Source organism: Gephyromycinifex aptenodytis, from assembly GCF_012277275.1.
Classification (GTDB): Bacteria; Actinomycetota; Actinomycetes; order Actinomycetales; family Dermatophilaceae; genus Gephyromycinifex; species Gephyromycinifex aptenodytis.
In genome coordinates this window covers 2,062,085-2,087,953 of sequence record NZ_CP051155.1, presented here as the reverse complement: position 1 = coordinate 2,087,953, position 25,869 = coordinate 2,062,085, and the positions used below count along the sequence as shown (strand labels likewise).

Genomic DNA, 25,869 nt, shown 5'->3' with positions numbered 1-25,869 from the left:
AGTCCGTTCGGAAGGCGGCGGTCATGACGAAGAACGACTCCCCGGCGATGTCGCCGGTAGTCAGCGCAGTCGACATCACGAAACGTTTCGGGGGCGTCCAGGCGCTCAGCGGAGCCAGCGTCGATTTCTATCCCGGCGAGGTGCACTGCCTCGCCGGGGAGAACGGCTGCGGAAAGTCGACCCTGATGAAGGTGATCAGCGGGGCGCACAAGCCCACTTCGGGACAGGTCGTGGTCGACGGCCACCCCTATGACCACCTCACGCCGAGGCAGGCCTACGGCCTCGGCCTGGAGGTGATCTATCAGGACTTCTCCCTGATGCCGAACATGACCGCCGCCGAGAACATCGCCCTCCCTGGGCACCTGGCGGCACGCCGACCCTTCATCCGGCGCCGCGACGTGCTGGAACGAGCCGAAGAAGCGGTGGGCCGCCTGGGTATCGACCTGGAACTGAGCACGCCGGTGGAGCAACTCACCGTCGCCGAACGCCAGTTGTGCGCCGTCGCTCGGGCCTTGGCCCACGACGCCAGGTTCATCGCGATGGACGAGCCGACCACGGCCCTGACCTGGAAAGAGGTCGACGCCCTGTTCGAGGCGGTCCGTTCACTGCGTGACGACGGGGTGGCGCTGGCGTTCATCAGCCACAAAATGCAAGAGGTGTTCTCGATCTCTGACCGGGTCACCGTCATGCGTAACGGGTCCGTCGTCGGCAGCGGCGTCCCGCAAGACTTCACGCACGCCTCGCTGGCCCAGACGATGACCGGCCGATCCGCCGACGACCTGGTGCGGGTCCGTCCGGTAGAGACCGAGCGTCCCGCGGCCCTGTTGGTGCGCGGCCTCACCCACGAACCGCTCTTCGCCGACATCTCCTTCGACGTCGCCCAAGGAGAGATCGTCGGGCTGGCCGGTCTGCTCGGCTCGGGCCGCACCGAGATCGCCGAGGCCATCGCCGGGATCAACCCGGCCACCGCCGGCCAGATCGAGGTGCAAGGCGCCGCCGTCAAGGTCGCTGACCTGACCACGGCGTTGGAGCACGGCATCGGCTACGTCCCCGAGGACCGACTCACCCAGGGGCTCTTCCTGGACCAGCCGATCGGCGACAACCTCGTCGCCTCCTACCTGGGCAGGTTCGCCCGCCGCGGGTTCCTGAGCCCGGGCCGGGTGGAGAGCGCCAAACGTGAGGTCGTTCGCGACCTGCGCATCAAGTTCGGTTCCCTGGACGACCCGGTACGAAGCCTGTCCGGAGGGAACGCCCAGCGTGTCCTGTTGGGCAAATGGCTGCTCGGGGAACCCAAGGTGCTCATCCTCAACGGCCCGACCGTGGGCGTAGACGTCGGTTCCAAGTTCGACATCTTGTCCATGCTTCACCTGCAGAGCCTCAAAGGGCTCGGCATCGTCATCATCTCCGACGACCTACCGGAGTTGGTCTCCACCTGCCACCGCGTGCTCATCGTGCGCGGCGGTCGGCTCGTGGGCCAGCTCGCCGGCCCCGACCTGAGCGAACCTGCGCTCGTGGAGGCGATCTCCGCATGACCACCGCACCTGCCACACCAGGCACAGCTACCGCATCGACCGGTTCGCGACGGCGGTGGCTACGGATCTTCGCCCATCAAGAGGCGCTGCTGGCCATCCTCATCGGGCTCATCCTCATCGCGGTCGTCATCGCAGTGCCGGACTTCTGGCACGTCCAGACGCTGTTCAACATTCTGCGGGCCTCGATGGTGGACCTCGTCTTCGCCCTCGGGGTGCTGCTGGTCATCATCGCCGGCGGTATCGACGTCTCGTTCCTGGCCGTGGGGATCTTCGCGGCCTACCTCACCGTGAAGGTGACCCCGATGGAGGGCGGTCTGGCGATGGCCATCTGGCCGTTCCTGCTGGCGCTACTCATCGGTGGGGTGTTGGGCCTGATCAACGCGGCAGTCGTCATCAGCGCCAAAGTTCCCACCCTGATCGCCACCCTGGCCACCTCGGCGATCTTCATGGGCTTCCTGTTCGCCGTCGTCGGCGGGAACATCATCAACACGTTGCCGGCGCCGCTTCGCCTGCTCGGACAGGTCAACCTGGTGACCGCGCCCGGAGCGGTTCGCGGCACCACCCGGCTCAGTGTCCTCGCGCTGCTGGTGCTGGCAGTGTGCCTGCTGGTGTGGGCGTTCCTGCGTTGGACGGTCCCGGGTCGCAGCGTCTTCGCTATCGGCGGCGACGCCGAAGCCGCCGCCCGGGCCGCGGTGCCGGTGGCTCGAACCCGAATGATGGTCTTCATCATCGCCGGGGCGTTGGCCGGCCTGGCCGGGATCATCCACGTCACTCTCACCGGACGCGCCGACCCTACGACCTTCCTCGGCCGCGAACTCGACGTCATCGCGGCGGTCGTTCTCGGTGGCGCCGCGATCACCGGCGGAAAGGGAAGTGTGCGGGGTACGTTCCTCGGCGTCGTGCTCATCTCGCTTATCCAAAGCTCCCTGGTACCCCTGGGTGTGCCGAGTATCTGGCAGCGAGCCGCCGTCGGGGTGCTCCTGCTCGTCGGTGTCGTCATGCAAACCCTTGCCGCGCGGTCGACGCCAGTGCGTCCGATCCTGGACCCGGTACGGCCCGACTCGGAAGCGAAGGTGGCCTGAGATGCCCTCCACGTCGATCCCCAGCGCCAGCCCCACCAAATCGGCCCCGTCGAAGCCCGACAACCGGGACCGGGCCCTCGCGCTGTTGCGCCGGATGGGGGCGCGAGCAAGTTTCGTGCGCCTCATCGTGGTGACTGCGCTGATCTTCCTGACCTTCTCCGTGCTCAGCCCCGGGGTCTTTCTCTCGGGCGCCAACTTCCAGTACATCTTCCTGGCGGCCCCCGAGCTGGCCATCCTCGCGCTGGCGATCTCATTGGCGATGCTCACCGGCGGCATCGACCTGTCGGTGGTGGCGATCTCCAACCTGTCGGCGATCATGGCCGCTCACGTCATGATCGGCACCGGAAGCGTCGGGCTGGGGGTGCTCAGCGCACTGGCTACGGCCGGGGCGTGCGGGCTGGTCAACGCCTTCTTCATCGCCGGAGTCGGGGTGCCGCCGATCCTGGCCACCTTGGGAACCTCCCAGCTGTTCGCCGGTCTGGCGCTAGTGGCTACGGGCGGAACGGTATTGAAGGGTCTGCCCACCTCCTTCACCGCTATTGCGTTGGCGACCTTCGCCGGGATCCCGGTCATCTTCTGGATCATGCTCGTTCTGGCGCTCGCAGTCGGGGTGCTCGTAGCGGCCACCACGCTGGGCTTTCGGATGCGGCTGGTGGGCGCCAACCCGCGTGCAGCGGATTACACCGGTATCCGGCGGGCGCGGGTCCTGGCCGCGACCTACCTGATCTCCTCCGGCCTGGCCGGGGTAGCCGGGCTGGTCATCAGCGCGCGAGCCACCGGCGCAAACAGCCAATACGGCGCCTCCTATGTGCTGTTGGCGATCGTCGTGGCGGTGCTGGCCGGGGTGAACCCGGACGGCGGCTACATCACGGTGGCCGGTGTCGTCATCGCGGTGCTCGCCTTGCAGATGCTCTCCACCGGCCTGCTCGCGGTTCAGAACAGCGCCCACATCGTCAACATCGCCCAGGGGTTGCTCCTGGTCCTGATGGTGCTGCTCAACACCTGGGGTGCGCCGCTGGGTGATCGGTTGCGGGTACTGCGCGCCGATCGGGCCGCCCGATGAGCCGACCGCAGTCGACGCAGGTGGCTCGTGAGCCACTCGTGCTCGGTGTCGACATCGGCACCGGCAGCACCAAGGGCGTGCTGGCCACCCCGGCCGGGCAGATCGTGGCGACTGCGCGCCGGGACCATCGGATAAGTCTGCCCCGTCCCGGTTGGGCCGAGATGGACGCCGAACAGGACTGGTGGGGGGATGCCGCTGCTGTGCTTGGTGAGTTGACGGCAGCCGCGGCCGGTGCGCCGATCGCGGGCGTGTGTGTCTCCGGGTTGGGTCCGGCGCTGGTCATGTGCGACCAGGACGGCCCGATCCGCCCGGCGATGCTCTACGGCATCGACATGCGGGGCACGGCCGAGATCGAGCAGATGACGGCGGAGCTCGGCGAGCAGAACATCCTGCGCCGCTGTGGAAAGCGCCTGTCCTCGCAAGCAGTCGGACCGAAACTGCGCTGGCTGGCCCGGCACGAGCAGCGCTACCGGCCAGGACTGCGCTGGTTCAGTTCGCACACTTTCGTCCTCGAACGCCTCACCGGGGAATGGGTGTTGGACCACCACACCGCCAGCCAGTGCGACCCGCTGTACGACGTGGCCCGTCAGGCCTGGGCCACCGATTGGGCCCAGCGCGTCCTGCCCGGGGTGGAACTGCCGACATTGCATTGGCCGACCGACCAAGTGGGCCGGGTGACCACGGCGGCCGCTGCTGCCACCGGGCTGCCTGCGGGCACCCCGGTGATGACCGGGACGGTGGATGCCTGGGCGGAGGCGTTCAGCGTCGGGGTGCGCCGCCCGGGCGACCTCATGCTCATGTACGGCTCGACGATGTTCCTCATCCAGGTATTACCCGCGCCGACGACGCATCCACTGCTGTGGACCACCTCGGGGGTGGTCCCGCACAGCCACACCTTCGCGGCGGGCATGGCGACCTCCGGCAGCGTGACGCAGTGGGTGGCCGACCTGAGCGGGGCGTCGTTCGAGGACCTGGTCCGGGAGGCCGGCGAGGTGCCGCCGGGCAGCGACGGGCTGATGCTGCTGCCGTATTTCGCCGGAGAACGCACCCCGTTGTACGACCCGAAGGCGCGCGGGGTGGTGGCCGGGTTGACGTTGCGGCATTCTCGCGGGCACTTGTTCCGGGCCGCCTATGAAGGGATCGCTTACGGCCTGCGCAACATCATTGATGTGCTGGAGGAGGCTGCGGGCCCTCCGGCGCGCGTCGTCGCTGTCGGTGGCGGTACTCAGGGCGGGTTGTGGACCCAGATTGTCAGTGACGTGTGTGGCATCACCCAGGACATTCCGGCCACCACTATCGGGGCGGCCTACGGTGACGCGCTCATGGCAGCGATCGGTTGCGGGCTGGTCCCGCCGCAGACGGACTGGTCGCGGATCCAGAGTGTCGTGCAGGCCGACCCGGTGCAGCGCAAGCGGTACACGCAGATGCGAGAGATCTACGAGGACCTGGGCCGAAGCGCCCGTCCGGCAATGCACGCCCTCAGCGACATTCAGCAGCACGCCACCCCCTGACCGCTGCTGTGACAGCCTCGACTACGGCCGAGTTCGATGCCGTGGGGGATCGGAGCTCGGTCGGTGAGGTCGAGTAGCCAGACCGGGCCGCGGCGGGCGCGGGCTCGCATCCCCACTCCGCACAGAAGGACCCCTCCGGCGCGCAACTGGGGCCGGTGAGGAACGCCTCGGAGCAGGCTGGGAGCGACTCCAACGGCGCGGCCCTCGGCTATGGGGATGACCGCAGCGGTGGGTCGGCTCAGATCTCTAGGGTGCCCACGTCTGTACCTGCGGAAGAAGGCACCCCTATGACCGACGACAGTTCGCCCGACGATCGTTCTTCGGCTGAGGCTGACGCGACTCGACTCGACTACAGTGCCGGGCTCGCTGCGGGCGCGGACGCCCCGCAGACCAGCGGCCACGGAGCGTCGGTGTTGTTCGATGGCCTCCAGGCCGCGCCGGTGGCTCCCGCGCCGCTCATGCAGGCCGCCCACATGCTCCCGGTGCGGGCCCGCTGGCGCCCGTCGCAGGAGAAGCCGCTCCAGTCCACCCCCACCACTAGCGTGCAACCGGCTGCGCCAGCTCCGGGCCCTGGTTCGCCGCTCGCCTTTTGGACTGGCGGTCTCAGCGGGCTGGGCCTCGCCTCTGCGGTGCTTCCGCTGTCAACCAGCGGCGGGCTCACCCCCGTGCCGGTACCCGAGCCCGCGTTCAACCCGGACGGTGAGCCTCCCGCGCTGCTTCCCCCGCCTCGCGTGCGGGAACCCCAGGATGCGCCCTCTGAGTTCGCCGCCGAGCGTCTCTACTACCAGGCGTTGGCGCAGCGGAATGCCGCGATGACGCCGCGGATGTGGGCGGCGCTGGGCGCGTTCATCATCGGGTTCTTCATGGTGCTCGCGTCCTTGGCCAACCCTGTGGGAGCGCGGGTGCCCCTGGAGGCCGGCTCCGGGCAGGTTCACCTGCGCCAGGGCGACCAGCTCAGCATCGAGGCTCCGAGCCGGGGCATCACGGCATCGTGCACGGTGACCACACCCTCCGGCCGCGTGGAGGTGTTGCGGGACGAGCCGGGCGCCAGAGGAGATTTCGTCGCCGACTGGCCGGGGCTGCACCAACTCAGATGTGCCCCGGCCCAGGTGCAGGTTCGATGCTCGGGCGGTTCCCACACCGTCCAGATCTTGGGGATGTTGAGCCTGGGCGTCGGCCTGGCCGGTTTGGCCCGCGGCGGGATCCTGCGCAAACAGATGCGCCTGAAGGAACGACGAAACGCCGCTGTTGGGCCGTTCTTCGGTCGCTGAGCAGGCTGCGCGATCCCGAGGCAGGCAACGGAGCACTGCCGGTGCAAGAGCGATCGGCGCGCCCCGAACCAGACAGGACCCCACCGGTGAGTGCAGCTCAGCCACGTTGCGTCCGCGCTGCCAGGCGGGGAGGATCAGAGAGTGCGCACACCAGTTGAGAAGTTCTCCTGCCGTTCCTTGAGCCGAGCGGCAGCGGCCCTCGGACTCGCCGGGACGGTTGTGTTCATGGGCCCCGTAGCGCTGGCCGACCCCCCGCTGGACCTCGGCGCCCAGGTCACCGACCCGGCCTCGGTGCTCAGCGAGAGTTCGGACGTGCAAGGGCGCTTGGCCCAGCTCGCGAGCCAGAACAACCTCGAGCTGTACGTCGTATACGTCGACTCCTTCGACGGGGCTTCCGGGGCGCAGTGGGCTGAGAAAACCTTCGAGAAGAACGGCTTCGGTGGGAACGACGTGCTGTTCGCTGTGGCCGTCAAGGATCGGCTCTACGGCACCTACACAACCGGCGAATCGGGCCTGACCCGAGCGCAGATGCAGCAGATCGAGAAGCGCTATATCGAGCCTGAACTGCGCGCGGGGGACTGGAGCGGGGCGGCGGTAGCCGCCGCCGACGGGTTGGCAGCAGCAGAGGACGGCGGCCCCGGCCGCCAGGTGGACTCACCCTCCAGCGGCGGTGGAGGCTCGATCATGCCGCTGCTGCTCGGCGGTGGCGCAGTGGCCGGCGTCGGGGCCTTGATGCTGGGTCGGCGCAAGAAGGGGGCAGGGGGCAACACCGCCAGCCACACCCCCACCGGTGTCCCCGGGGAACCGCAGGACCGGGTCGCAGGCTCCGCTCAGCAGAACGTGCCCGAAGACCAACTGCAGCAGCAGGCGGCGGCAGCTTTGGTCGCTCTGGATGATGAGATGCGCTCCTCGGCTGAAGAGCTCGCCTATGCCGAAGCCCAGTTCGGCGCGCAGGCGACCGAGAAGTACAAGCAGGCGCTGGCCGAGGCGAAGACCCATTCGGTAGAAGCGTTCAAGATCCAACAGCAACTCGACGACGGTGGCGTGCTCGATGCGGATCGCCCCGCCGCGATGCAGCGCATCATCACCTTGGCCACCAACGCCGACAGCGTGCTGGAGCAGTACAAGGCCGACTTCGAGAAGATGCGCGGGCTGCAGTCCAAGGTTCCTGCGGTGCTGGGTGAATTGGATCGACGCGTCGCCGAAGTGCGTCGCCGGATCCCGGTGGCCACCCAGCAGTTGGCTGCGCTGCAAGCGACCTACCCCGAGACGGCGCTGCGCACCGTGCGCGCCAACATCGGGCAGGCCACCGGATTGCTGGAATCGGCAGCGCAGTTGATCGCTTCTGGACGCGACCACCTGGAGAAGGACGACCGACCCTCAGCAGTGGTGTCCGCGCGCGGCGCCGAAGACGCGCTCGGGCACGCCACCACGCTGCTGGACGCGGTGGATCGCGCCCACGTGGACCTGCCGAAAGCGGCGCACGCTCTGGAGGCGCGACTGGCCTCGATCAGCTCCGACGTCGCGGATGCGCAGCGGTTCGGGGCCGACGACCCGCTCACCACCCAAGCCCTGGCGGCGGCCAAGGAAGCGATCGTTTCCGGTCAGGCGGCTCGTCAGGGCGGCGACCCGCTCGGTGCACTCTCCGAGCTGGACCGCGCCGAGAACGACCTGGACAACGCGCTGCAGCGCTACCGGGACGCCGAAGAGCAGGCCAAGCGCCAACGTTCGGGGTTGAACGAGCGCTTCCACCGGGTCCGCGCACGGTTGGAATCCATCGACGAAACGATCCGCACCCGTCGGGGCGCCGTCGGGCGTGAACCGCGCACCCGCATCTCGGAGGCGCTGCGCCTGTACAACGAGGCGGTCAGCGTTGCCGGCTCCGACACCGCCCAAGCGATCTCCTTGCTCGCCCAAGCCGAGCAGCTCGGCGAAGAGGCCCTGCGGCTGGCTGAGGACGACTACGGCAATTGGGGCGGCGGTTTCGGCGGGCCTCGCCGCAGCGGCGGCCTTGATCCGACCTCGATGATCCTCGGCGGCATCCTCATGGGTGGCGGCAATCGTGGCGGAGGTTTCGGTGGCGGCTGGGGTGGCGGCGGCGGAGGTTTCGGCGGCGGCGGTGGCTTTGGTGGTGGCGGAGGTTTCGGCGGCGGCGGCAGCTTCGGCGGCGGAGGTTTCGGCGGTGGCGGCAGCTTCTGAACCGGCTCCAGTGGGTACAGAGCATGTGAACAACCGACAGTGATGGCGCCGCCCGATGCGGTGACCAGGAAAACGCACGGCACGTCATCAGTGGCCGTAGGCCCCATTCCATTTGAAAGGACACACCGTGGCTCAGAAGCAGACTCTCCTCGGGCGCGTCGCCCAGCTCGCCAAGGCGAACATCAACTCCCTGCTCGACCGGGCAGAAGACCCGGAGAAGATGCTCGACCAGCTCGTGCGGGACTACACCAACTCCATCGCGGAGGCTGAAGAGGCCGTCGCGCAGACGATCGCGCAGGTGCGCATGATCGAGGCCGACCACCGCGAAGACGTGGAGGCCGCCAGTGAGTGGGGCCGCAAGGCCGCGGCCGCCTCGAACAAAGCTGAGCAGCTGCGTGCTTCCGGCGACACGGCCGGCGCCGACAAGTTCGACAGCCTGGCCAAGGTTGCCATCGGCCGACAGATCCAGTTCGAGAACGAAGCCCGCGATTCCCAGCCGGTCATCGACTCCCAGAACGCCACGGTCGAGCAGCTCAAGGGCGGCCTGACTTCGATGAAGACCAAGCTGGAGGACCTGAAGTCGCGTCGCGCCTCCTTGGTCGCTCGCGCTCGCACCGCTGAGGCCCAGACCCGGGTGCACGACGCCATGAGCTCCATCAACGTCTTGGACCCCACGAGTGAACTGTCCCGGTTCGAAGACCGCATCAAGCACCAGGAAGCCCTGGTTCAAGGCCGCGCCGAGGTTCAGGCCACCACGCTGGAGGACCAGTTCGCCGAGTTGGACGACTACGGCGCCGACGCGGAGATCGAGGCCCGGTTGCAGTCGTTGAAGGTGCAGGACAAGCCGGCTCTGGGCTCCTGAGGCTCTTTCTGCCCGCTTCGGCCCCCGTCCCTGCTCGAAATCTCTCGGGTGGCGGGGGCCGCCGCATGTCGCGCGCCGTGAGTGTGGGCCCGCCTGCAATAGCGGGGGGCAACGTACCCTGGAGTGTCGCCTCGCCCCGCGGAGTGGTTGGGCGGCAGCCCTGTCGTGGGCGATGGATAAAAGGATGGTCGCGATGGTCATGGATCAAGGGGTCACGTCCGACGTCTCGGGTCGACGTCTGGCTAACGATTTCGCCGAGTTGGCGCTCAAGCTCCAGGGTGAACCGGAAGCTGAACCGACCCTGGGTCAGGTACTCAAAGCCGCTCAGGAAATGCTCGGCTGCGACGTCGGCGGCGTGATGCTGGTCGTCAAAGGCAAGGTTGAATCGGCTTATGTCACCAACGAGATCGTCGAGCGCGCGGATGCGCTGCAACTCAGGACCGGCGACGGGCCGTGCCTGGAGGCGATCGAGGAACGCGAAACCTTCACAATCGTGGACACCACGACCGAAACACGGTGGCCGCTGTGGTGCGCGGGCGTAGCCGAGCTGGGTATCCGCAGCGTCTTGTCGGTGCAGTTACAAACTGAGCGCGGAGTCCTCGGTGCGCTGAATCTTTATTCCTACGAGCCGAATTCGTTTGGCCGGGATGACGCCTGGCTGGGGACGATCCTCGCCTCGCACGCCTCGATCGCGCTGGCCGCCGGTAAGGAGCGCGCCGAACTGCGTCAGGCGATCGATGGCCGCCACGTCATCGGAATGGCTCAGGGCATCCTCATGGAGCGGTTCACCCTCGGCGAGGCGCAAGCTTTCGCGGTGCTGCGCCGCTACTCCCAAGACCGCAACATCAAGTTGCGCGAGGTCGCCCAGCAAGTAGTGAACTCACGAACGCTCCCAGCCTGATCCAGTTCGGTACGCAGTCGCGTTGCGCGCGCCTATCGCCCCGGGGGCCTCACTGCCCCGGCGCCGTTTCCAAGCAGCGCATTTCGGGCATGTGGGGGTTATGACTCTGCAGCCTGAAGTAGCCCAGAACGCCGAAAAGCTAGTGAACGACAAGGGTGGCTTCCCCAAGCAGCAGCAACAGCCCCCGGGCCTGACCAGCGAGATGACGCCGTTGCCAGATCACGGCGAGCAGACCTACGAAGGCTCGGGGAAGCTCTCGGGGATGCGCGCCCTGATTACCGGTGGGGACTCCGGCATCGGCCGTGCGGTAGCGATTGCCTACGCGCGTGAAGGCGCTGACGTGGCCATCTCCTACATGCCGGACGAAGAGTCAGACGCGCAGGAGACCAAGAAGTGGATCGAGAAGGCCGACCGTAAGGCCGTCCTGCTTCCCGGCGACATCCGGGAGCAGTCCGTGTGCGAGAGCATTGTGGCTGACGCCGTGGCTGAACTGGGCGGCTTGGACGTCCTGGTCAACAACGCCGGGTTCCAAATGGCTCGCCGTGACTCGATGCTCGACATCACCACGGACGAACTGGACCGCACCTTCAAGACCAATCTGTACGCCCTGTTCTGGATCACCCAGGCCGCGTTGCCGCACCTAGCCAAGGGCGCCAGCATCATCAACAACGCCTCCGTGCAGGCCTACCAGCCCTCACCGGGTCTGATGGATTACGCCGCCACTAAGGCCGGAATCACCAACTTCACGGTGAACCTGGCCGCAGAGGTCGGCGAGAAGGGCATCCGGGTCAACGCGGTCGCGCCCGGCCCGATCTGGACTCCGTTGCAGCCGGCGACCCAGCCCGAGGAGAAGGTCGAGCAATTCGGCGGCGACACCCCGCTGGGCCGCGCCGGGCAACCGGCCGAGTGCGCGGGCGCTTTCGTGTTCCTGGCCTCACCCAAGGACGCCAGCTACGTCTCCGGCTCGGTCATCGGGGTCACCGGCGGCAAGGCCGTCTTCTGATCCACAACTGACAACCGGGCAAGTTCCGGTAGGTGGCGCCGGGGGCGGCTGCCGCGGTCGTGGCTGGCAGGGTCGGGCCACCGCCGGCGGTGGGCGCCCCCGGCGCCAGTGGTTCAGGCGGTGCGAGCCTGGAGCCAGGGGTGGATCGCGGCAGCGAACAGGTGCTGCGCCCACCGCTGGTAGCCCTGCGCCGAGGGGTGGAATCCGTCCGTGGCCAGGTCGGCAGGCTCCTCCATCGGCGGTGTGGGGACGTGCACGCGGCTGACGTCTCCCGCGCTGGCGGTGTTGACCGGCGGGTCGGCGGCCACGGCGGTGCTGAGATCGCTGAGATCGGCCAACACACTGTCCAGCGTGTGCGCGTGAGCGCCCATGACGAAACGCATCGGCTGCGGCAGCGCGGGGAAGCGGTCCAGGCGCGGCACCCCGGCCAGCACGATCAGCCCCTGCGCTCGGGTGCATTGACTCAGCCGGGCCAGCAAAGTCGTCATCTCCTTGCGCCAACGCCCGGCTGAGGTCAACCCCAGGGTGTCGTTGACGCCGAGCAGCACGACGCAACAGTCGTATTCGCCGATAACTTCGGGCAATGCCCGAGTGTGAGTCGCACGCAGTCGCGCGCCGTTGCGACCGATGACGTTCCAGCGCACCGCCCGCCCGGTCTGGGCTGCGATGAGTCGGGTGAGTTCGCCGACGATGGCCTCGTCGTGTTGGTCCACGCCCACCCCGACGGCGGTCGATTCACCGACGACGAGCAACGCGATGGGCTCGCCTTGACCGGGGGCCTGGCCGTGCGTGGGACCGCCCGCCTCGGCCAGGCGAGGAATAGAGGCCAACACCCGCCCGCCCTGGGTGATCAGGACCGGCGACAGGGCAAATGCGAGCAGCCGGGAGGCTTCAGTGCGGAGCTTGCCGGCGGGATTCATCGAACCTCCTGCGCCACAGCGGTGTCGGCGGCGGGCGTGCGGGTGGACACCAGCGCTCCAATGATGAGGCCGAGCAGGGCGGGGGCCACCCAACCGAAACCGGACTCGAAACCGGGCAGGGAGCCGCCCAGGTGGACCGCGTTCTGCACCAGCGGCAGCTGCGACCACGGCTCGGGCAGCGCCTTGAGCAGATCGAACAGGGCCGCCACCCCGGTCAGGGCGGTCGCCCAGACGTGGATCGGGCGGCGGTTGCCGACCCAGTGGTGCAGCAACCCGAGCAGGATCGTGATGATGGCCAGCGGGTAGAGGAACATCAGCACCGGGATGGAGTAGGCGATGATCGTCTCCAACCCCGCGTTGGCTACCAGAAGCGATGTGGTGACGAAGAGAGCCAACCAGCCGCGGTATTTCGGGCCGGAGGCGAACAAGCTGACGAACATCTCGGCGCAGGCGGCGATGAGCCCGACCGCAGTCTTCAGGCAGGCGACAAGCACGATGGCCGCCACCAGATACTGGCCGATCACGCCGTAGTAGTGGTTGCTCGTCCCGGCCAGGACGCTGCCGCCGTTCTCGCCCTGCACCACGCCCAGGCTGGTGACTCCCACATATGCCAGGGCGGCGTAGACCAGGGCCATGCCTGCGCCGCCGATGAGGCCGGCCTTACCCACTTCGACGGCGATCCGGGAGGGGCGAGTCACTCCCAGCCGCCGCAAAGCCTCCACGATGACGATGGCGAAGGCCAGTGAGGCCAGGGCATCCATGGTGTTGTAGCCGTCCAGCAGACCTGCGCTCAAAGCACCGTCGGCGTACGGCTCGACCGGCGCCGGGGCCGCCCCCCGCGACATCGGGGAGATGATCGCCGCGGCGATGAGCGCACCGAGCAGCACGAGGAAGATCGGGGTCAGATAGCGCCCGACCCAGTCGAGCAGTTTGCCCGGACGCCACGCCAACACTGCGGTCAGGGCGAAGAAGACCAGGGAGAACAGCGGTAGTGCCCACCCGTCTGCGCCCGGGCTCAGCAGCGGGCGGACCCCCACCTCGTAGGAGACGGTCGCTGTTCGCGGGATTGCGAACAGCGGACCGATGGTCAGGTAGAGCAGGCAGGTGAAGACCAGGGCGTACCGGCGGCCCACCGGTCGCGCCATCTCGAAGACGTCGCGGGCACGGGCCAGGGCGGAGGCGATGATCCCCAGGATGGGCAGGCCGACAGCAGTCAGCAGGAACCCGATGGTGGCGGCCGCGGTGGCCGAGCCTGCATCGCGGCCGAGCTGGACCGGGAAGATGAGGTTGCCCGCCCCGAAATACAAACCAAAAATCAGGGAGCCGACCAACAAGGTCTGAGCGGGGCGAAGCCGTGTCGTCACGGCAGGCAGGCTACCCCCCGCGCTGCCTGGCTCGGCATCAAAGGGCACATGGTGCCCTCGAGGATGCGCGCAGCGACGGGGCGCAGTCGCTCACCGCTCACCCGGTGGAGGCGACGATGATTGCGGCCAGAAGGAAGACACCTTGAATCGCGGTGCGTGGCACCAGGGGTGTGTGGGGTGCGGTCGGGGACCGTTTGGCCGTGGCGGCGTACACATTCGCTGGGAACATTGCCACGAGGAGTGCTGCCAAACACCAGGCGGCGAGCGCGCGGACGGGCCCGTGCCCGGCGGGCACCAGTAGACCGGCCGCTCCCATGAGTTCCAGCACGCCTGTAAGGCTCACCCACAGCCCTGGAGCCGGAATGACGGGTGGCACGATCGAGATAAGGCCGGGCCGCCGGGTCGGATCGAAGTGCGCCACTGCGGTGACGATGAACATCGCGGAGAGCCCGACGGCCAGTGCTTCGGGCCAGGACGCCACGTATTCGACGTCGCATGCTCCGATGGCCCGGGCTAGTGCGGTGACCGTGAGTAGAACGATGAGCGGGGCCATCAGGCCTCCATCTTGTCGGTGACAAGATAACTGTAGGTGACGAACTAGGCACTGACTAGATGGCCTCGGTATCGTGCAGCCATGAGCGATGGCTATCACCACGGAAACCTGCGGCGGGCGCTGCTGGACGCGGCCGTCGCCGTGATCGCGGAATCAGGGCCGAGCAGCGTGTCCTTGCGCGACCTCGCTCGAAGGGTCGGCGTCTCGCATGCCGCGCCAGCACACCATTTTGGAGACCGTCCCGGTTTGCTGACCGCCCTTGCCGTGGAAGGCTTCTGCCTGCTCACCACGGCGCTGCGGCAGGCTGCACCGCGTGGTTTCGACGAGGTCGCTGTCGCGTACGTGCGTTTCGCCCGCCGCCACCGCGCCCATTACGCGGTGATGCACCGGCTGGACCTGGCTCACGCCACAGACCCCGACCTGTTGGCGGCCCGAGCGGAGGCGTCACGGCAGCTCGCCGAGGGCGTGCAGTCACTGCCGCACGAGCGTCGTCGCTTCGTGACCGTGGCCGAGGGTGGATACGCGGCGTGGGCTCTCGTGCACGGCCTGGCCTCGCTGGCCGCAGAAGGGGCGATTCCTGCAGGAGATCTGGAGGAGCTCACGCTGCGGGCCGCGCGACAACTGTTCGGTTGAGGGGCGAGGCCACCTCATTCCTCGCGTGCTGCGTCCGCGTGGCCGGTGTGGCGTTTGGTGCGGGCAACCGTCAGGCTTGCAGGGTGACGTCTTCACCACCGATGCCTGCCGATCTGCTCGATCATGCGCTGACCGCTCGCGGTTTCATGCCTGAAGCCGAAGGGGAGCTGCTGTTCCAGGAGGCGGTGCGCGCCCTGGCGCACGGGCCCGCGTTAGAGGTGGGGACGTGGTGCGGTAAGTCCGCGGTGTACCTGGGAGCCGCAGCCCGCGTCGCGGCGCAGCAGGAAAGTGCTGCCGAATCAGCTTCAGCGCCGGTGGTATTCACGGTGGATCACCACCGCGGCAGCGAAGAGAACCAGCCTGGGTGGGAGTACCACGACCCGACTCTGGTCGACCCGCAGGCGGGGCGTATCGACACGCTGCCGTTCTTCCGCGCCACGATCACCGCGGCCGGCTTGGAGGATGTCGTCGTGGCTATCGTCGGCGCCTCACCCACCGTTGCAGCCCACTGGCGCACCCCGCTGTCGCTGCTGTTCATCGACGGCGGCCACACCGACGAGCACGTCAGTGCCGACTACCTCGGGTTTGGGCGGTGGGTCGCCAACGGCGCCACCCTGGTCTTCCACGACATCTTCGAACACCCCGAAGAGGGCGGCCAGGCCCCGTGGCGTTGCTACCAACGCGCGTTGGAGTCGGGCAATTGGCAGGAAACGCGCCAGTTGGGCTCGATGCGGATCCTGCGCCGGGTCGCCGGGGCGGCCGGGGACCCGGTCGGCTGATGGTGCGTTTCAGCGCTGGGCTGCTGCCCTATCGGCGCACCGACCACGGGATCGAGGTCTTCCTCGCCCACCCGGGTGGGCCGTTCTGGGCGCGTAAAGATGAGCACGTCTGGAGCGTGACCAAAGGCGAATACGACCCCGCCACCGAAGCGCCGCGCTGCGCAGCCGCACGCGAGTTCGTTGAGGAGATCGGTGTTCCCGCGCCGCCGCAGCCGTGGCTGGAACTGGGCGAGATCCGCCAGTCCAGCGGCAAACGGGTGGTGGCCTACGCGGTAGAAGACGCGAGCGTGCAGTTCGTGGCCAGCAACGAGATCGACATCCAGTGGCCGCCGCGTTCCGGGAAGATGCTGCGCATCCCGGAAGTGGACCGGGCCCAGTTCTGGCCGGTGCAGGAGGCGCGGCACAAACTCATCGCCAGCCAGGTGCCACTGCTGGACCGGCTCTGCGCCCTGCTGGCGGCCTGAGGCTGAGCAGGTTGCCTAACCTGATAGGTCCCAGAGCGGCCCGAGCGCCCAAGAGCGGGGGCGGGGCGCACGGCAGCGTCGTGCGCCTCCGCGTCCCTACTCCTCAGGCGCTGACCCCGCCCGAAAAACCTCAGCCCCGCCCGTGTGCCCGACCAATGCGTCCACGGCCAGCACGACCGCGGCGCCGGTCCAGGTGGAACGTTCGATGGGCCACCGTTTACCGTCGCTGTACACCAAACCTGTGTGGTACGAACCGTTCTCGTCACGCAGGTGCTGCATGTCCGCGACCAACATTGCGGCTTCGCGGCGCTGCCCGCATGCTTCCAGCGCCAAGGCGAGCTCGCAGGTCTCGGCCCCGGTGACCCATGGGCTGTCCTGGACGCAGCGAATCCCTAGACCGGGGACGACAAACTCTTCCCAGCGGTCCTGGATGCGGGCCAGGGCCTGCGGCCCGCGCAGCACGCCACCGAGCACCGGGTAATACCAGTCCATCGAGAAGCGCTGTTTGTCGGCGAACGCCGGCGTCTGCCCTGGCTGCTGGCCACCCGCCTGCCAGGCGCAGTGAGCCTGGATGGCCGCGGTCAGCTCGGCCAACAAGTACCGCCAGGCCGGCCGGTCGGTCTCCAGGACCTCGGCCAACGCCAGGCCGCAACGCAACGCATGGGCGATGCTCGAACTGCCCGTCAATAACGCCTCGTCGGCGGTGCCGCCGCTACCGCGACCCCAGGCGATGCCGCCCCCCGGCAGCGCGAGCGCGATCACGGCGTCCAGGGCCGCATCCAGAGTGGGCCACAACTCCTCGATGAAGCTCAGATCTGTTCGGATGAGCCAGTGGTGCAGCAGTCCGACCGCCAGATAGGAGCACTGGTTGGTGTCGGCGCCGGGGTCGGTGACGAGGATTTCCCCGCCCCGCAGCCGCCATTCGATCGGCCACGTCCCGTCAGGTCGCTGCGCGCGCCGCAGCCACTGGTAGGCGGCTTCGGCTTCGGCGACCTGACCGGTCACCAGCAGCGCCATTGCGCATTCGGTGTGATCCCAGGCGTCGACCTTGCCCGCGGTCTCACCCTGGGTCTCCCACGGGATCGCACCACACGCAGACTGTGCCGCCGCGATACTCCGGCCGGTGGCCTGCAGGTCCGCCAGCGACGGCAGCGCCAGACCCGACAGGTCAGGGTCTGCCCCGACCTGGTCGCACGGCTCGTCGCGGGCTCCCGGGTCTGATGCAGGTTCGCGCGTTGCGCGGGGCGCTGAGCGCACCGGCATCAGGCCGGCTTCCTCGCATAGAGCACGACACTCTTGCCCAGGACCGGGTCCAGCAGCCGCTCGGCGGTGCGGGTGAGCGCGGGCTTCTTCATCAGATCCCAGACGAGCATCCGGTGATAGCCCTTGACCAGAGGGTTGTCATCGTTGTCCACCCCGACCGCACATTTGAGCCACCAGTACGGTGCGTGCAGCGCATGCACATGGTCGCGCCCGGTGACGTCCAGCCCGGCCTGGGAGAGCTGCCCGGCCAGGGTGTCGGCGCGGTAGATCCGCACGTGCCCGCCCTCGACCTGGTGATACTCATCCGAAAGAGCCCAGCAGATGCGCTCGGGCCAGAACCGGGGGACCGTCACCGCCATGGTGCCGCCGGGACGCAACACGCGCACCAGCTCGCTGATCGCTTCCCGGTCCTGCGGAATGTGCTCCAGGATTTCGGCGGCGATGACCCGGTCGAACTCGCCATCAGAGAAAGGCAGATGCAGGGCGTCACCTCGGGTAGTGCCGGCGCCGCCAGGCTCGCCCTCACCGGCGGCGGCCATCGCCTCGAACATCTCCTGGACGCCGGCCAGCTCTTTCTCGTCCTGGTCGAAGGCGGTCACTCGGGCCCCGCGGCGGTAGGCCTCGAAGGCGTGGCGGCCGGCGCCGCAGCCGAGGTCGAGTAGTCGTTCCCCGGCACGCAGGCCGAGGCGGTCGAAGTCAACGGTCAGCACGAGGATCCCATCGGTGAAGGAACTGTGGACTTTTGCGGGGCCCGCGCTCGCAACCGGGTCAACTTCGGCCAGTTGCGTGCGTGGACACGGTAAGGAACAGGGGCGCTGCCCATCGCCTCGCGATAGAGCTGCGCAGTCGCCCGCGCCACCGCGGGCCAGGAGTATCGCGCGCAGGCACGCGCCCGGCCTGCCTCACCGAGCCGCAGGCGCAGATCCGGATCGTCCAACAGCCGCGACAGCGCCGCGCACAGGGCAGTCGCGTCACCGGGTTCTACCACCAGTGCGCAGTCCGAACCTGGTTCGCCGACGACCTCCGGCAGCGCTCCGGCACGGGAGACGACCAGGGGGGTGCCGCAGGCCATCGCCTCCACCGTCGGCAGGGAGAAACCCTCATAGCGGGACGGCACGCAGGCCACCTGGGCCGAAGCCACCAGGTCGGCGAGCTCGGCGTCGGAGAGGCCGCCGACGACGCGCACCACATCACGCAGTCGTAACTCATCCAGCAGGCGTTCGGTGCGCCCGCCGGGGCGGGTCGCGCTGACCAGGACGAGTTCGAGTGGGGTGTCCGCCCCGAGGTGTTCGGCTCTGCGCTGGGCGATGGCTTCGAGCAGCACGTCGATGCCCTTCAGCGGGGTGTCGGCGCTAGCCATGGCGACCACTCGGCCCGGCACCCGATCCTGGGACCTGCGCGGCGTGAAGACCTCGGTGTCCACCCCCAGCGGGACGACGGTGATCCGCTCCGGGTCGACCCCGAAATCGTGGGCGATGTCCGTGGCGGAGGACTGGGAGACGGTCAGTATCCGCTGTTGAGCGCGCGCCACCCGTTTCTGCATCGTCAGGAAGGCATACCAGCGCCGCAGCGAGAGCCGCCGGAGCCACGTCTGGGCCCCGGAAAGGTCGGTCTGTAGGTCGCGGGTGATCGGGTGGTGGATGGTCGCGACGACGGGCAGGCCGAGACGGGGAAGGCTGAGCAGTCCGTACCCCAGGCTCTGGTTGTCGTGGACGACGTCGAAGCGGTGCGCTTGGGCGCGCAGCGCACGAGCCGCCCGCAAGCTGAACGTCAATGGTTCCGGGAAGGTCGCGGTAAGCATCCCGCCCACCTCTACCAGGTCGACCAGGTCCCGGTATTCGCGCAGATGGGGGATTCGGAACGGGTCGGGTTCGCGGTACAGGTCGAGGCTGGGCAGCTTCTCCAGCGTGACCCCTTCGCCGAGACGGTCCAGTTCGGGGTAGGGCTGCCCGGAGAAGACCGTCACCTCATGACCGAGGGCGGCGAGTTCGCGCGAAAGGTTGCGGACGTACACGCCTTGCCCGCCGCAGTGCGGCTTGCTGCGATAAGACAGCAGCGCGACGCGTAACCCGCTCATGGCACCTCCGGTTCGGGGCGTCCCCACCAGGTTGGACGCGACGACCCAGCCTAGAGGCAGGTCAGCCCGGGCGTCGTGTCTGGGGAGTGCTCCTTCAGCTGTCGTGGCTGCTCGCAAGCTCGGGGTCGGTGGCTTCCTGGGCTTCGCGCACGATGCACCGCATCCCTTCTTCGGCCAGCCGAGGGTCTCCGGCAGCGATCGCGTCGGCGACCTCCCGATGCCAGCGCATCGCCTCAGGCAGCGGCCGGGCCGGCATCAGATCGTGCTGGGTGCGTCCAGAAAGGGCTTCGGCGACCAACGGGGCCAGGCTGGCGAAGGCGGCGTTACCCGAGGCGGCGAGCAATGTGGTGTGGAAGACGATGTCGTGTTCCAGGTAGGGCTGCAGGTCGCCGCGGTGCCCGGTCACCAACATGCCGCCGGCGGCGTTGACCAGGGTCTGGCACTGCTGGCTAGTGGCGCGGCGGGCGGCCAGCGAGGCGGCAACAGGTTCGACACCAGTTCGCAGTTCGCTGATCTCACGCAACTGCGCCACCCGCGTCGGCCCGGCCAGTCGCCACCTGATGACGTAAGGATTGAGCGCTTCCCACTGCGTCGAGGGTTGGATCGAAATTCCGACACGGCGGCGGCTGGTGACGATCCCGAGTTGTTGCAGCACCTTGACGGCTTCGCGAACCACGGTGCGTGAGACGCCGTATCGCTCCTCCAACGCCTCGATGGGCAGCACCATCCCGGGGCTGAGTTCACCTGCGGCGAGGTCGGCGCCGATGGCTTCAAGGAGCTGCTCATGCAGCCCTGCTGCGGTTGCCCCGTGCGCGGTCATGCCCCCCATGGTCGCACGAGCATTAGACGTATCTTTGCTCACACCGCTTGCCAAAGATCATACGTTTGGCCCACTCTGGGGGGTGTCGCTCGACGCGACCATCAGATGCTCAGACTCAAGGAGGAGTCGTGACTCCAGTACTCGGGATGCTCGCCGCAGCAGATCCTGTTCAACCCGCCTACGGCACTGTCACCCTGCTGGCCATCGCGGTCGCCGCTGTGCTCGTGCTGCTCGTGCTCATCATCAAGCTCAAACTGCACGCCTTCATCTCGCTCGTGCTCGTCAGCCTGGGCACTGCCCTGGTGACGAAGATCCCGCTGGGCGACCTGATGAAAACCCTGCTCGATGGCTTCGGCGGCACCCTGGCCAGCGTGGCCCTGCTCGTCGGCCTCGGCGCCATGATCGGCCGCCTGCTCGAGGTGACCGGCGGCGCTCAAGTGCTCGCCGACACTCTCATCGCCCGCTTCGGTGAGAAGCGCGCCCCCCTCGCACTGGGCATCGCCTCGCTGCTGTTCGGCTTTCCGATCTTCTTCGACGCCGGCCTGGTCGTCATGCTGCCGATCATCTTCAGCGTCGCCCGCCGCTTCGGCGGCTCGGTCATCACCTACGCCTTCCCTGCAGCGGGTGCCTTCGCGGTCATGCACGCCTTCGTGCCTCCGCACCCCGGCCCGGTTGCCGCGGGTGAACTGCTCGGCGCCGACATGGGTCTGCTCGTGATCGTCGGTCTGCTCATCGGCATCCCGACCTGGTTCATCGCTTCCTACCTGTACGGGCAGTGGGCCGGTAAGCGCTTCAACCTTCCGGTCCCGGCCATCCTTGGCGAGGTGCGCGACGTGCCCGCTGACGAGCGCCCCAGCTTCGGCCTGGTGCTGTCGATCCTGCTGCTCCCGCTGGTCCTGATCTTCCTCAACACCGGGCTGAACACGCTGGCCACCAGCGGCGTCGTCGACGGTGACGCCACCTGGGTGCAGGCGCTGCGTCTGCTGGGCCAGACGCCGGTTGCGCTGCTCATCACGGTTCTCGCGGCGATCTTCGTGCTGCGCAACCGCAAGCTCGACCTGGCTTCCATCGAGAAGGTCTGCAACGACGCCCTCGCCCCGGTGTGCGCAATCATCCTGGTCACCGGTGCCGGTGGCATGTTCGGTGGCGTCCTTCGCGCTAGCGGTATCGGTGAAGCCCTCGCGGGCAGCCTCGAAGCCACTGGCCTGCCCGTCATCGTCGCCGCCTTCGTGGTGGCCACCGCGCTGCGCGTCGCGCAGGGTTCGGCCACCGTCGCTCTGACGACCACCGCTGGTTTGATGGCCCCGACCGTTGCGGCCACCAGCGGCCTGTCCGGGATGGACCTGGTCTGCATCGTCATTGCGATCGCGTGTGGCGCCACTGTGCTGTCCCACGTCAACGACTCCGGATTCTGGCTGGTCGGCCGGTTCCTGGGGATGGATGAGAAGACCACCCTGAAGACGTGGACGGTCATGGAGACCCTCATCGGTGTGGTCGGTTTCACCCTGGCCGCGCTCGTGAGTCTGGTGCTCTGAGATGCGGGGCAATCTGCAGCCAGGCGCTGCCCGCCACATCGTCGTCATGGGCGTCTCCGGCTGCGGCAAATCGACCATCGCTCAGTCGCTGGCTCAGCGACTCGGCTGGGAGTTCGCCGAAGCCGACCAGTTCCACCCCCAAGCCAACATCGACAAGATGACCTCCGGCATCCCGCTCACCGACGAGGACCGGTGGCCCTGGCTGCGGGCGCTCGCCGCCTGGATCGGGGAGCAGGAGGCGGCCGGCAAGACCAGCGTCATCACCTGTTCGGCGCTGCGACGGGTCTATCGCGACATGCTCCGCGAGGGAGCACCCGGCGTCGTTTTCGCCCACCTGCAGGGTGGCGCGAACGTCATCAGCGAACGGATGTCTGGGCGCAGCGGTCATTTCATGCCGCCGGAGCTACTGGATTCCCAGCTGGAGACGCTGGAACCGCTGCAAGAGGATGAACCTGGGGTGCAACTCGACGTCCGTCTCTCCCCAGAGGAGATCGTCGAGGAAGCACTGCTGCGACTCGGCCTGGACGGCTGAGTCCACGAACACCCGTCCCGCACGCCTCCGACCTTCGGGCGTGCGAGGGCGGGTCGCCACGTAAAACCAGCGCGCCGCGGGCAACAGCCCGCGGCGCGCTGGTGTGTCTGAATCCCGTGCGGGATTCACCCGGTGCTCCTGGGCCCGCGTCTGCTCCGAGTGTGGTCTGCGGACGAGTGGTTCCGGCGTACGCGGTGTCGTGGCACGGTGCGTTCGGGGGGGTGGAGCCGCAGAGCCGGGGGCAGGTGTTCACTGCCCCCGGCTCTGCCTGAATGGGTGATTCAGGGTGTTCTACAGCCCGATCGCCACTGCGCCGCGGAGGGCGCCTGTGGATCTTTGATCAGGACTGATTTGCCTTCGGCAACCGCGGGATATAGGAGGGAAGACCCGGTTCCAACGCCAGGCACACACTCTTGGACCGAGTGAGGCTGGCGATGGACTCCATTCCTCCTTCGGCGCCGTACCCGGACTGCCCGTAGCCGGCCGTCGGAATCATGTCGTTGATGATCCGATAGGTATTTCCCCAGATGAGACCGGCCTTGATGCTGCGGGCCATGCGGTGCATGCGACCCACGTCCGAGGTCCACACGCCTGCGGCCAGACCGAACTCGGTGTCGTTGGCCAAGCGAATCGCTTCAGTTTCGTCGGAGAAGCGCATCACGGACAGGACCGGACCGAAGACCTCTTGCGTCGCGATTGACATCTCTGGGGTGACATCGGTGAACACTGTCGGTTGCGTGAAGAATCCATCTGCCAACTCGGGGTCCGCCGGCAGCTGTGCCTGGGCTGCGATGCGGGCGCCCTCGCTGGTAGCGGCCTCGATCATCGCTAGCGTTTTGTCCCGCTGGCGAGCCGTGACCTGCGGGCCCACATCGGTGCTCTCATCGCGAGGATCTCCCACCACGAGCTGGTTGACGCGGCTGGCCAGCTCCTCAAGGAAGGAGTCGGGCACGTCATCGTGAAGCAAGAGCCGTGAACCGGCGATGCACATCTGACCGGTCGCTCCGAAGACGCCGGCCACGACCGCGTCCAGAGCCTGGTCCAGGTCGGCATCGGGGAAGATGATCTGCGGCGACTTGCCGCCCAGCTCCTGCAGCGTGGGCGTCAGATTGTTGGCTGCAGCCCGGGCGATGGCCTTGCCGGTCTCATGGAATCCGGTGAAGAGGATGATGTCTGCCCCCGGGTGCTCCACGAGGGCGGCACCTACGTCGGCGCCGCCCGTGACCACCTGGACGAGGCCGTCGGGGATTCCGGCCTCGCGGCAGGCCTCAGCAAGGCGGAGCGCGGTCAACGGGGTTTCCTCGGCCGGCTTGAGAATGACAGCGTTGCCTAGAGCAATGGCAGGCACGATGCGGCGCACGGCGAAGATGTACGGAACGTTCCACGGCACAATGCCGACCACAACGCCCCACGGCTCTCGCGTCGTGTAGGTGTGGAAGTCGGGATGGAAGGGAACCGTCGTGCCAGTCACCTTATCGGCCCAACCCGCCCAGTAGCGCACCGCCGCCGGCATTCTGGCGGCTTCCTGTCGGGTCTCCCGGATGGACTTGCCGGTGTTGCGAGCCTCGATCTCGGCGAGCTCCTCGGTGAGTTGGCCGAGCCGATCGGCCAGACCGAAGAGCAGTTCGCTGCGCATCGTGGCCGGCAGGGCAGCCCACTGCTTTTGAGCTGCGGCGGCCCTCTCGAAGACCTCGTCGATCGAGTCCAGGGCGGTGGCAGGGACTTCCTGCCAGGGGCGCCCGGTTGCAGGCTCGGTCAGGGTTGTCATCAGATCTCCTTGAGGGGTTTGAGGCTTTGCAATGAACCGGACGTCATGCCGCCGTCGACAACAAGCTCGGCCCCGGACATGTAGGCAGCGTCATCGCTGATCAGGAAGGCGGCGACGGAGGCGAGCTCCTCGGCCTTTCCGATGCGACCCAGCGGGGTACGACTGACCGGATCGGCGAGGGCGCCTCGCTCTTTGCTGTCAGCCAGGAAAGGGGTGTCGACCAATCCGGGCAGGATCGTGTTGACCCTGACGCCGCTTGGACCCAAGGAGAGCGCAGCGCTCTTGCTCATCATCAGCATCGCCCCCTTGGTCGCCTGGTAGGCGAAGCCGACGGTCGAGGCGTAGCGGCCGAGAGTAGAGGCCACATTGACGATGGAGCCGCGCCCAGCCTTCTGCATGATCGGGGCGACGCTCTGGAGGCCGAGGAACACGCCAGTCTGGTTGACCGCGAGGGTTCGCATCCAGTCCTCGAGGGTCTCGTCGAGCACAGACCCCCGGGACATGATGCCTGCGTTGTTCACCAGTCCGGTGATGGTGCCGAATTCAGCCGTGGCGTCTTGGACCAGGGACGACCAGTCGTCGGGGTCAGCCACGTCCAGGCGTCCGGCCAGGACGCGAGTCCCGTCGCTTCGCAGCTCCGATGCGAGCGTTTCGAGATCGTCTACGCGAATGTCTCCGAGCACGAGATGGGCGCCCTCGGCAGCCATTCGCCGTGCATGTGCGTTGCCTTGGCCCAAGGCCGCGCCGGTGATGAGAACTACGGCACCCTCTAGTCGTTTCGTCACTTTGCTAGTTCCTCCTGAGTGGTCGGCCACGGCGGTAGACCGCCGCGGCCCTCCTCGACCACGTGCTTGACAGTCGAGTGACCCACATCATATTGTATGGAGTGTCACTGGTTCAACCACTTACCCAATGCACCAGTGACCAGAACGCCTGACACCCCGGGTAACCCGCGGGGCGCATGCCGTTCATTGCAGGTATGAGTTCCTGCCGCTACAAGTCAAAATGGGAGCCATGGACTCGCACTTGCATATCGAACGCACCTCGGTGCATGCGCAAATCGCCGACCACCTCAGACGGCTGATCGTCAGTGGTGAACTCCAACCAGGAGTGGCGTTGCCGGGTGAGCGTGAGTTAGCTGCTCGGTTCGAGGTCTCGCGCAACTCGCTTCGACAGGCCATCGCCTATCTCGAGGCCATGGGGTTGGTCGAGACCCGGCACGGCGCCGGTGTGTTCGTCAGTGACGGTTCGAGCACCTCGACCGTTGCACGCCTCGCGGATGTCCTCCTTCACCCGAACAGGTCCCTGCTGAACGTGGTTGAGGCTCGGATCCTGCTCGAACCGCAGGTGGCGTCGCTGGCAGCGCAACGGCGTACCGAAGAGGACCTGGTTGAGATCCGACGATTCGCCTTGGTGCCGCACGGCAAGGATCCGTCAGTGACACCGGGAAACTTTCACCCTCGGGTGGCCCGGGCAACTCGCAATCCGGTCCTTATCGGGATCGAACGGGCCCTGACGACAGGCCCGGTCAGCGTCACTGTCCTGCTGGAGTTCGAGCCCGAGTGCATGACCGCGTGGGATCGCGCTCACCAAGAGATTTATCTGGCGATCAAGGACCAGGATCCCGCGAACGCAGAGCTCCTTATGAAGAACCACCTCCAAGACGTCCTGGCTGTGACCAGGCGACATTCAGAAGCGCAGGCCACATGACGGCCTGAGCGAACAGAAAGGGAGCCG

General features: G+C 67.6%; 24 protein-coding genes. 15 read left to right on the top strand and 9 right to left on the bottom strand.

Features of this window, described 5'->3' with window-relative positions:
- Nucleotides 1-23: 23 nt before the first annotated feature.
- The 9 genes from G9V96_RS09020 to G9V96_RS08980 all read left to right on the top strand — a co-directional run bounded on the left by G9V96_RS09020 (nt 24) and on the right by G9V96_RS08980 (nt 11,424).
- Nucleotides 24-1,532, top strand: coding sequence for a sugar ABC transporter ATP-binding protein (locus G9V96_RS09020; protein ID WP_168582734.1), 1,509 nt, complete (start codon nt 24-26; stop codon nt 1,530-1,532).
- Nucleotides 1,529-2,614, top strand: a complete 1,086-nt coding sequence (locus tag G9V96_RS09015; RefSeq protein ID WP_168582733.1) for an ABC transporter permease — start codon at nt 1,529-1,531, stop codon at nt 2,612-2,614. The genes G9V96_RS09020 and G9V96_RS09015 overlap by 4 nt, the downstream gene beginning before the upstream one ends.
- A gap of 1 nt (nt 2,615) precedes the next feature.
- A complete protein-coding gene (locus tag G9V96_RS09010) occupies nt 2,616-3,677 on the top strand; it encodes an ABC transporter permease (RefSeq protein ID WP_168582732.1) in 1,062 nt (353 codons plus the stop codon).
- Nucleotides 3,674-5,188, top strand: a complete 1,515-nt coding sequence (locus G9V96_RS09005; RefSeq protein ID WP_168582731.1) for an FGGY-family carbohydrate kinase — start codon at nt 3,674-3,676, stop codon at nt 5,186-5,188. The genes G9V96_RS09010 and G9V96_RS09005 overlap by 4 nt, the downstream gene beginning before the upstream one ends.
- Nucleotides 5,189-5,475: 287 nt before the next feature.
- A complete protein-coding gene (locus G9V96_RS09000; protein WP_168582730.1) occupies nt 5,476-6,459 on the top strand; it encodes a hypothetical protein in 984 nt (327 codons plus the stop codon).
- A gap of 141 nt (nt 6,460-6,600) precedes the next feature.
- Nucleotides 6,601-8,658: a TPM domain-containing protein gene (locus G9V96_RS08995; RefSeq protein WP_168582729.1), complete on the top strand. Its 2,058-nt coding sequence runs from the start codon at nt 6,601-6,603 to the stop codon at nt 8,656-8,658.
- A 127-nt stretch (nt 8,659-8,785) separates the two neighbouring features.
- Nucleotides 8,786-9,520 (top strand): PspA/IM30 family protein, encoded by a 735-nt coding sequence (locus G9V96_RS08990; protein WP_168582728.1) that lies wholly within the window; start codon nt 8,786-8,788, stop codon nt 9,518-9,520.
- 193 nt (nt 9,521-9,713) lie between these two features.
- A complete protein-coding gene (locus tag G9V96_RS08985; RefSeq protein ID WP_226913245.1) occupies nt 9,714-10,421 on the top strand; it encodes a GAF and ANTAR domain-containing protein in 708 nt (235 codons plus the stop codon).
- Nucleotides 10,422-10,521: 100 nt separating this feature from the next.
- The gene (locus G9V96_RS08980) at nt 10,522-11,424 is read left to right on the top strand and encodes an SDR family oxidoreductase (protein WP_168582727.1); all 903 of its coding nucleotides are present in this window, start codon (nt 10,522-10,524) and stop codon (nt 11,422-11,424) included.
- 113 nt (nt 11,425-11,537) lie between these two features.
- Here G9V96_RS08980 and G9V96_RS08975 read toward each other — a convergent pair whose 3' ends face one another.
- From G9V96_RS08975 to G9V96_RS08965, 3 genes are all read right to left on the bottom strand, one after another.
- Entirely contained in the window at nt 11,538-12,344 is an 807-nt protein-coding gene (locus tag G9V96_RS08975) for an SGNH/GDSL hydrolase family protein (RefSeq protein ID WP_168582726.1), read from the bottom strand.
- Entirely contained in the window at nt 12,341-13,708 is a 1,368-nt protein-coding gene (gene brnQ / locus G9V96_RS08970) for a branched-chain amino acid transport system II carrier protein (RefSeq protein WP_168582725.1), read from the bottom strand. Before brnQ ends, G9V96_RS08975 begins: the two co-directional genes overlap by 4 nt.
- A gap of 97 nt (nt 13,709-13,805) precedes the next feature.
- The gene (locus G9V96_RS08965) at nt 13,806-14,261 is read right to left on the bottom strand and encodes a DoxX family protein (protein ID WP_168582724.1); all 456 of its coding nucleotides are present in this window, start codon (nt 14,259-14,261) and stop codon (nt 13,806-13,808) included.
- A gap of 81 nt (nt 14,262-14,342) precedes the next feature.
- Here G9V96_RS08965 and G9V96_RS08960 point away from each other — a divergent pair, with 81 nt between their 5' ends.
- The 3 genes from G9V96_RS08960 to G9V96_RS08950 all read left to right on the top strand — a co-directional run bounded on the left by G9V96_RS08960 (nt 14,343) and on the right by G9V96_RS08950 (nt 16,137).
- Entirely contained in the window at nt 14,343-14,894 is a 552-nt protein-coding gene (locus G9V96_RS08960) for a TetR/AcrR family transcriptional regulator (RefSeq protein WP_168582723.1), read from the top strand.
- A gap of 83 nt (nt 14,895-14,977) precedes the next feature.
- Nucleotides 14,978-15,673, top strand: coding sequence for a class I SAM-dependent methyltransferase (locus G9V96_RS08955; protein ID WP_226913244.1), 696 nt, complete (start codon nt 14,978-14,980; stop codon nt 15,671-15,673).
- A complete protein-coding gene (locus G9V96_RS08950) occupies nt 15,673-16,137 on the top strand; it encodes an NUDIX domain-containing protein (protein WP_168582722.1) in 465 nt (154 codons plus the stop codon). Before G9V96_RS08955 ends, G9V96_RS08950 begins: the two co-directional genes overlap by 1 nt.
- A 96-nt stretch (nt 16,138-16,233) precedes the next feature.
- Here G9V96_RS08950 and G9V96_RS08945 read toward each other — a convergent pair whose 3' ends face one another.
- The 4 genes from G9V96_RS08945 to G9V96_RS08930 form a co-directional block, all read right to left on the bottom strand.
- Complete coding sequence (locus G9V96_RS08945) at nt 16,234-17,400, bottom strand: prenyltransferase (RefSeq protein ID WP_226913243.1); 1,167 nt, start codon at nt 17,398-17,400, stop codon at nt 16,234-16,236.
- On the bottom strand, nt 17,400-18,110 hold the full coding sequence (locus tag G9V96_RS08940) for a class I SAM-dependent methyltransferase (RefSeq protein WP_168582721.1): 711 nt from the start codon (nt 18,108-18,110) through the stop codon (nt 17,400-17,402). The genes G9V96_RS08945 and G9V96_RS08940 overlap by 1 nt, the downstream gene beginning before the upstream one ends.
- The gene (locus G9V96_RS08935; protein WP_168582720.1) at nt 18,104-19,477 is read right to left on the bottom strand and encodes a glycosyltransferase family 4 protein; all 1,374 of its coding nucleotides are present in this window, start codon (nt 19,475-19,477) and stop codon (nt 18,104-18,106) included. Before G9V96_RS08935 ends, G9V96_RS08940 begins: the two co-directional genes overlap by 7 nt.
- Before the next feature lie 94 nt (nt 19,478-19,571).
- On the bottom strand, nt 19,572-20,297 hold the full coding sequence (locus G9V96_RS08930; RefSeq protein WP_210424368.1) for a FadR/GntR family transcriptional regulator: 726 nt from the start codon (nt 20,295-20,297) through the stop codon (nt 19,572-19,574).
- A gap of 146 nt (nt 20,298-20,443) precedes the next feature.
- Between G9V96_RS08930 and G9V96_RS08925 the strand changes: the two genes are divergently transcribed.
- Together G9V96_RS08925 and G9V96_RS08920 are read left to right on the top strand one after the other, a co-directional pair.
- Entirely contained in the window at nt 20,444-21,832 is a 1,389-nt protein-coding gene (locus tag G9V96_RS08925) for a GntP family permease (RefSeq protein WP_168583935.1), read from the top strand.
- A 1-nt stretch (nt 21,833) separates the two neighbouring features.
- Nucleotides 21,834-22,364: a gluconokinase gene (locus G9V96_RS08920; protein ID WP_168582718.1), complete on the top strand. Its 531-nt coding sequence runs from the start codon at nt 21,834-21,836 to the stop codon at nt 22,362-22,364.
- A 340-nt stretch (nt 22,365-22,704) separates the two neighbouring features.
- Here the strand turns inward: G9V96_RS08920 and G9V96_RS08915 are convergent, their stop codons facing one another.
- Together G9V96_RS08915 and G9V96_RS08910 are read right to left on the bottom strand one after the other, a co-directional pair.
- A complete protein-coding gene (locus G9V96_RS08915) occupies nt 22,705-24,132 on the bottom strand; it encodes an aldehyde dehydrogenase family protein (protein ID WP_168582717.1) in 1,428 nt (475 codons plus the stop codon).
- On the bottom strand, nt 24,132-24,917 hold the full coding sequence (locus G9V96_RS08910) for an SDR family NAD(P)-dependent oxidoreductase (RefSeq protein ID WP_168582716.1): 786 nt from the start codon (nt 24,915-24,917) through the stop codon (nt 24,132-24,134). The genes G9V96_RS08915 and G9V96_RS08910 overlap by 1 nt, the downstream gene beginning before the upstream one ends.
- A 229-nt stretch (nt 24,918-25,146) precedes the next feature.
- On the opposite strand from G9V96_RS08910, the gene G9V96_RS08905 reads away from it, so the two are divergent.
- Nucleotides 25,147-25,842: a FadR/GntR family transcriptional regulator gene (locus G9V96_RS08905; protein ID WP_168582715.1), complete on the top strand. Its 696-nt coding sequence runs from the start codon at nt 25,147-25,149 to the stop codon at nt 25,840-25,842.
- Nucleotides 25,843-25,869 lie beyond the last annotated feature (27 nt).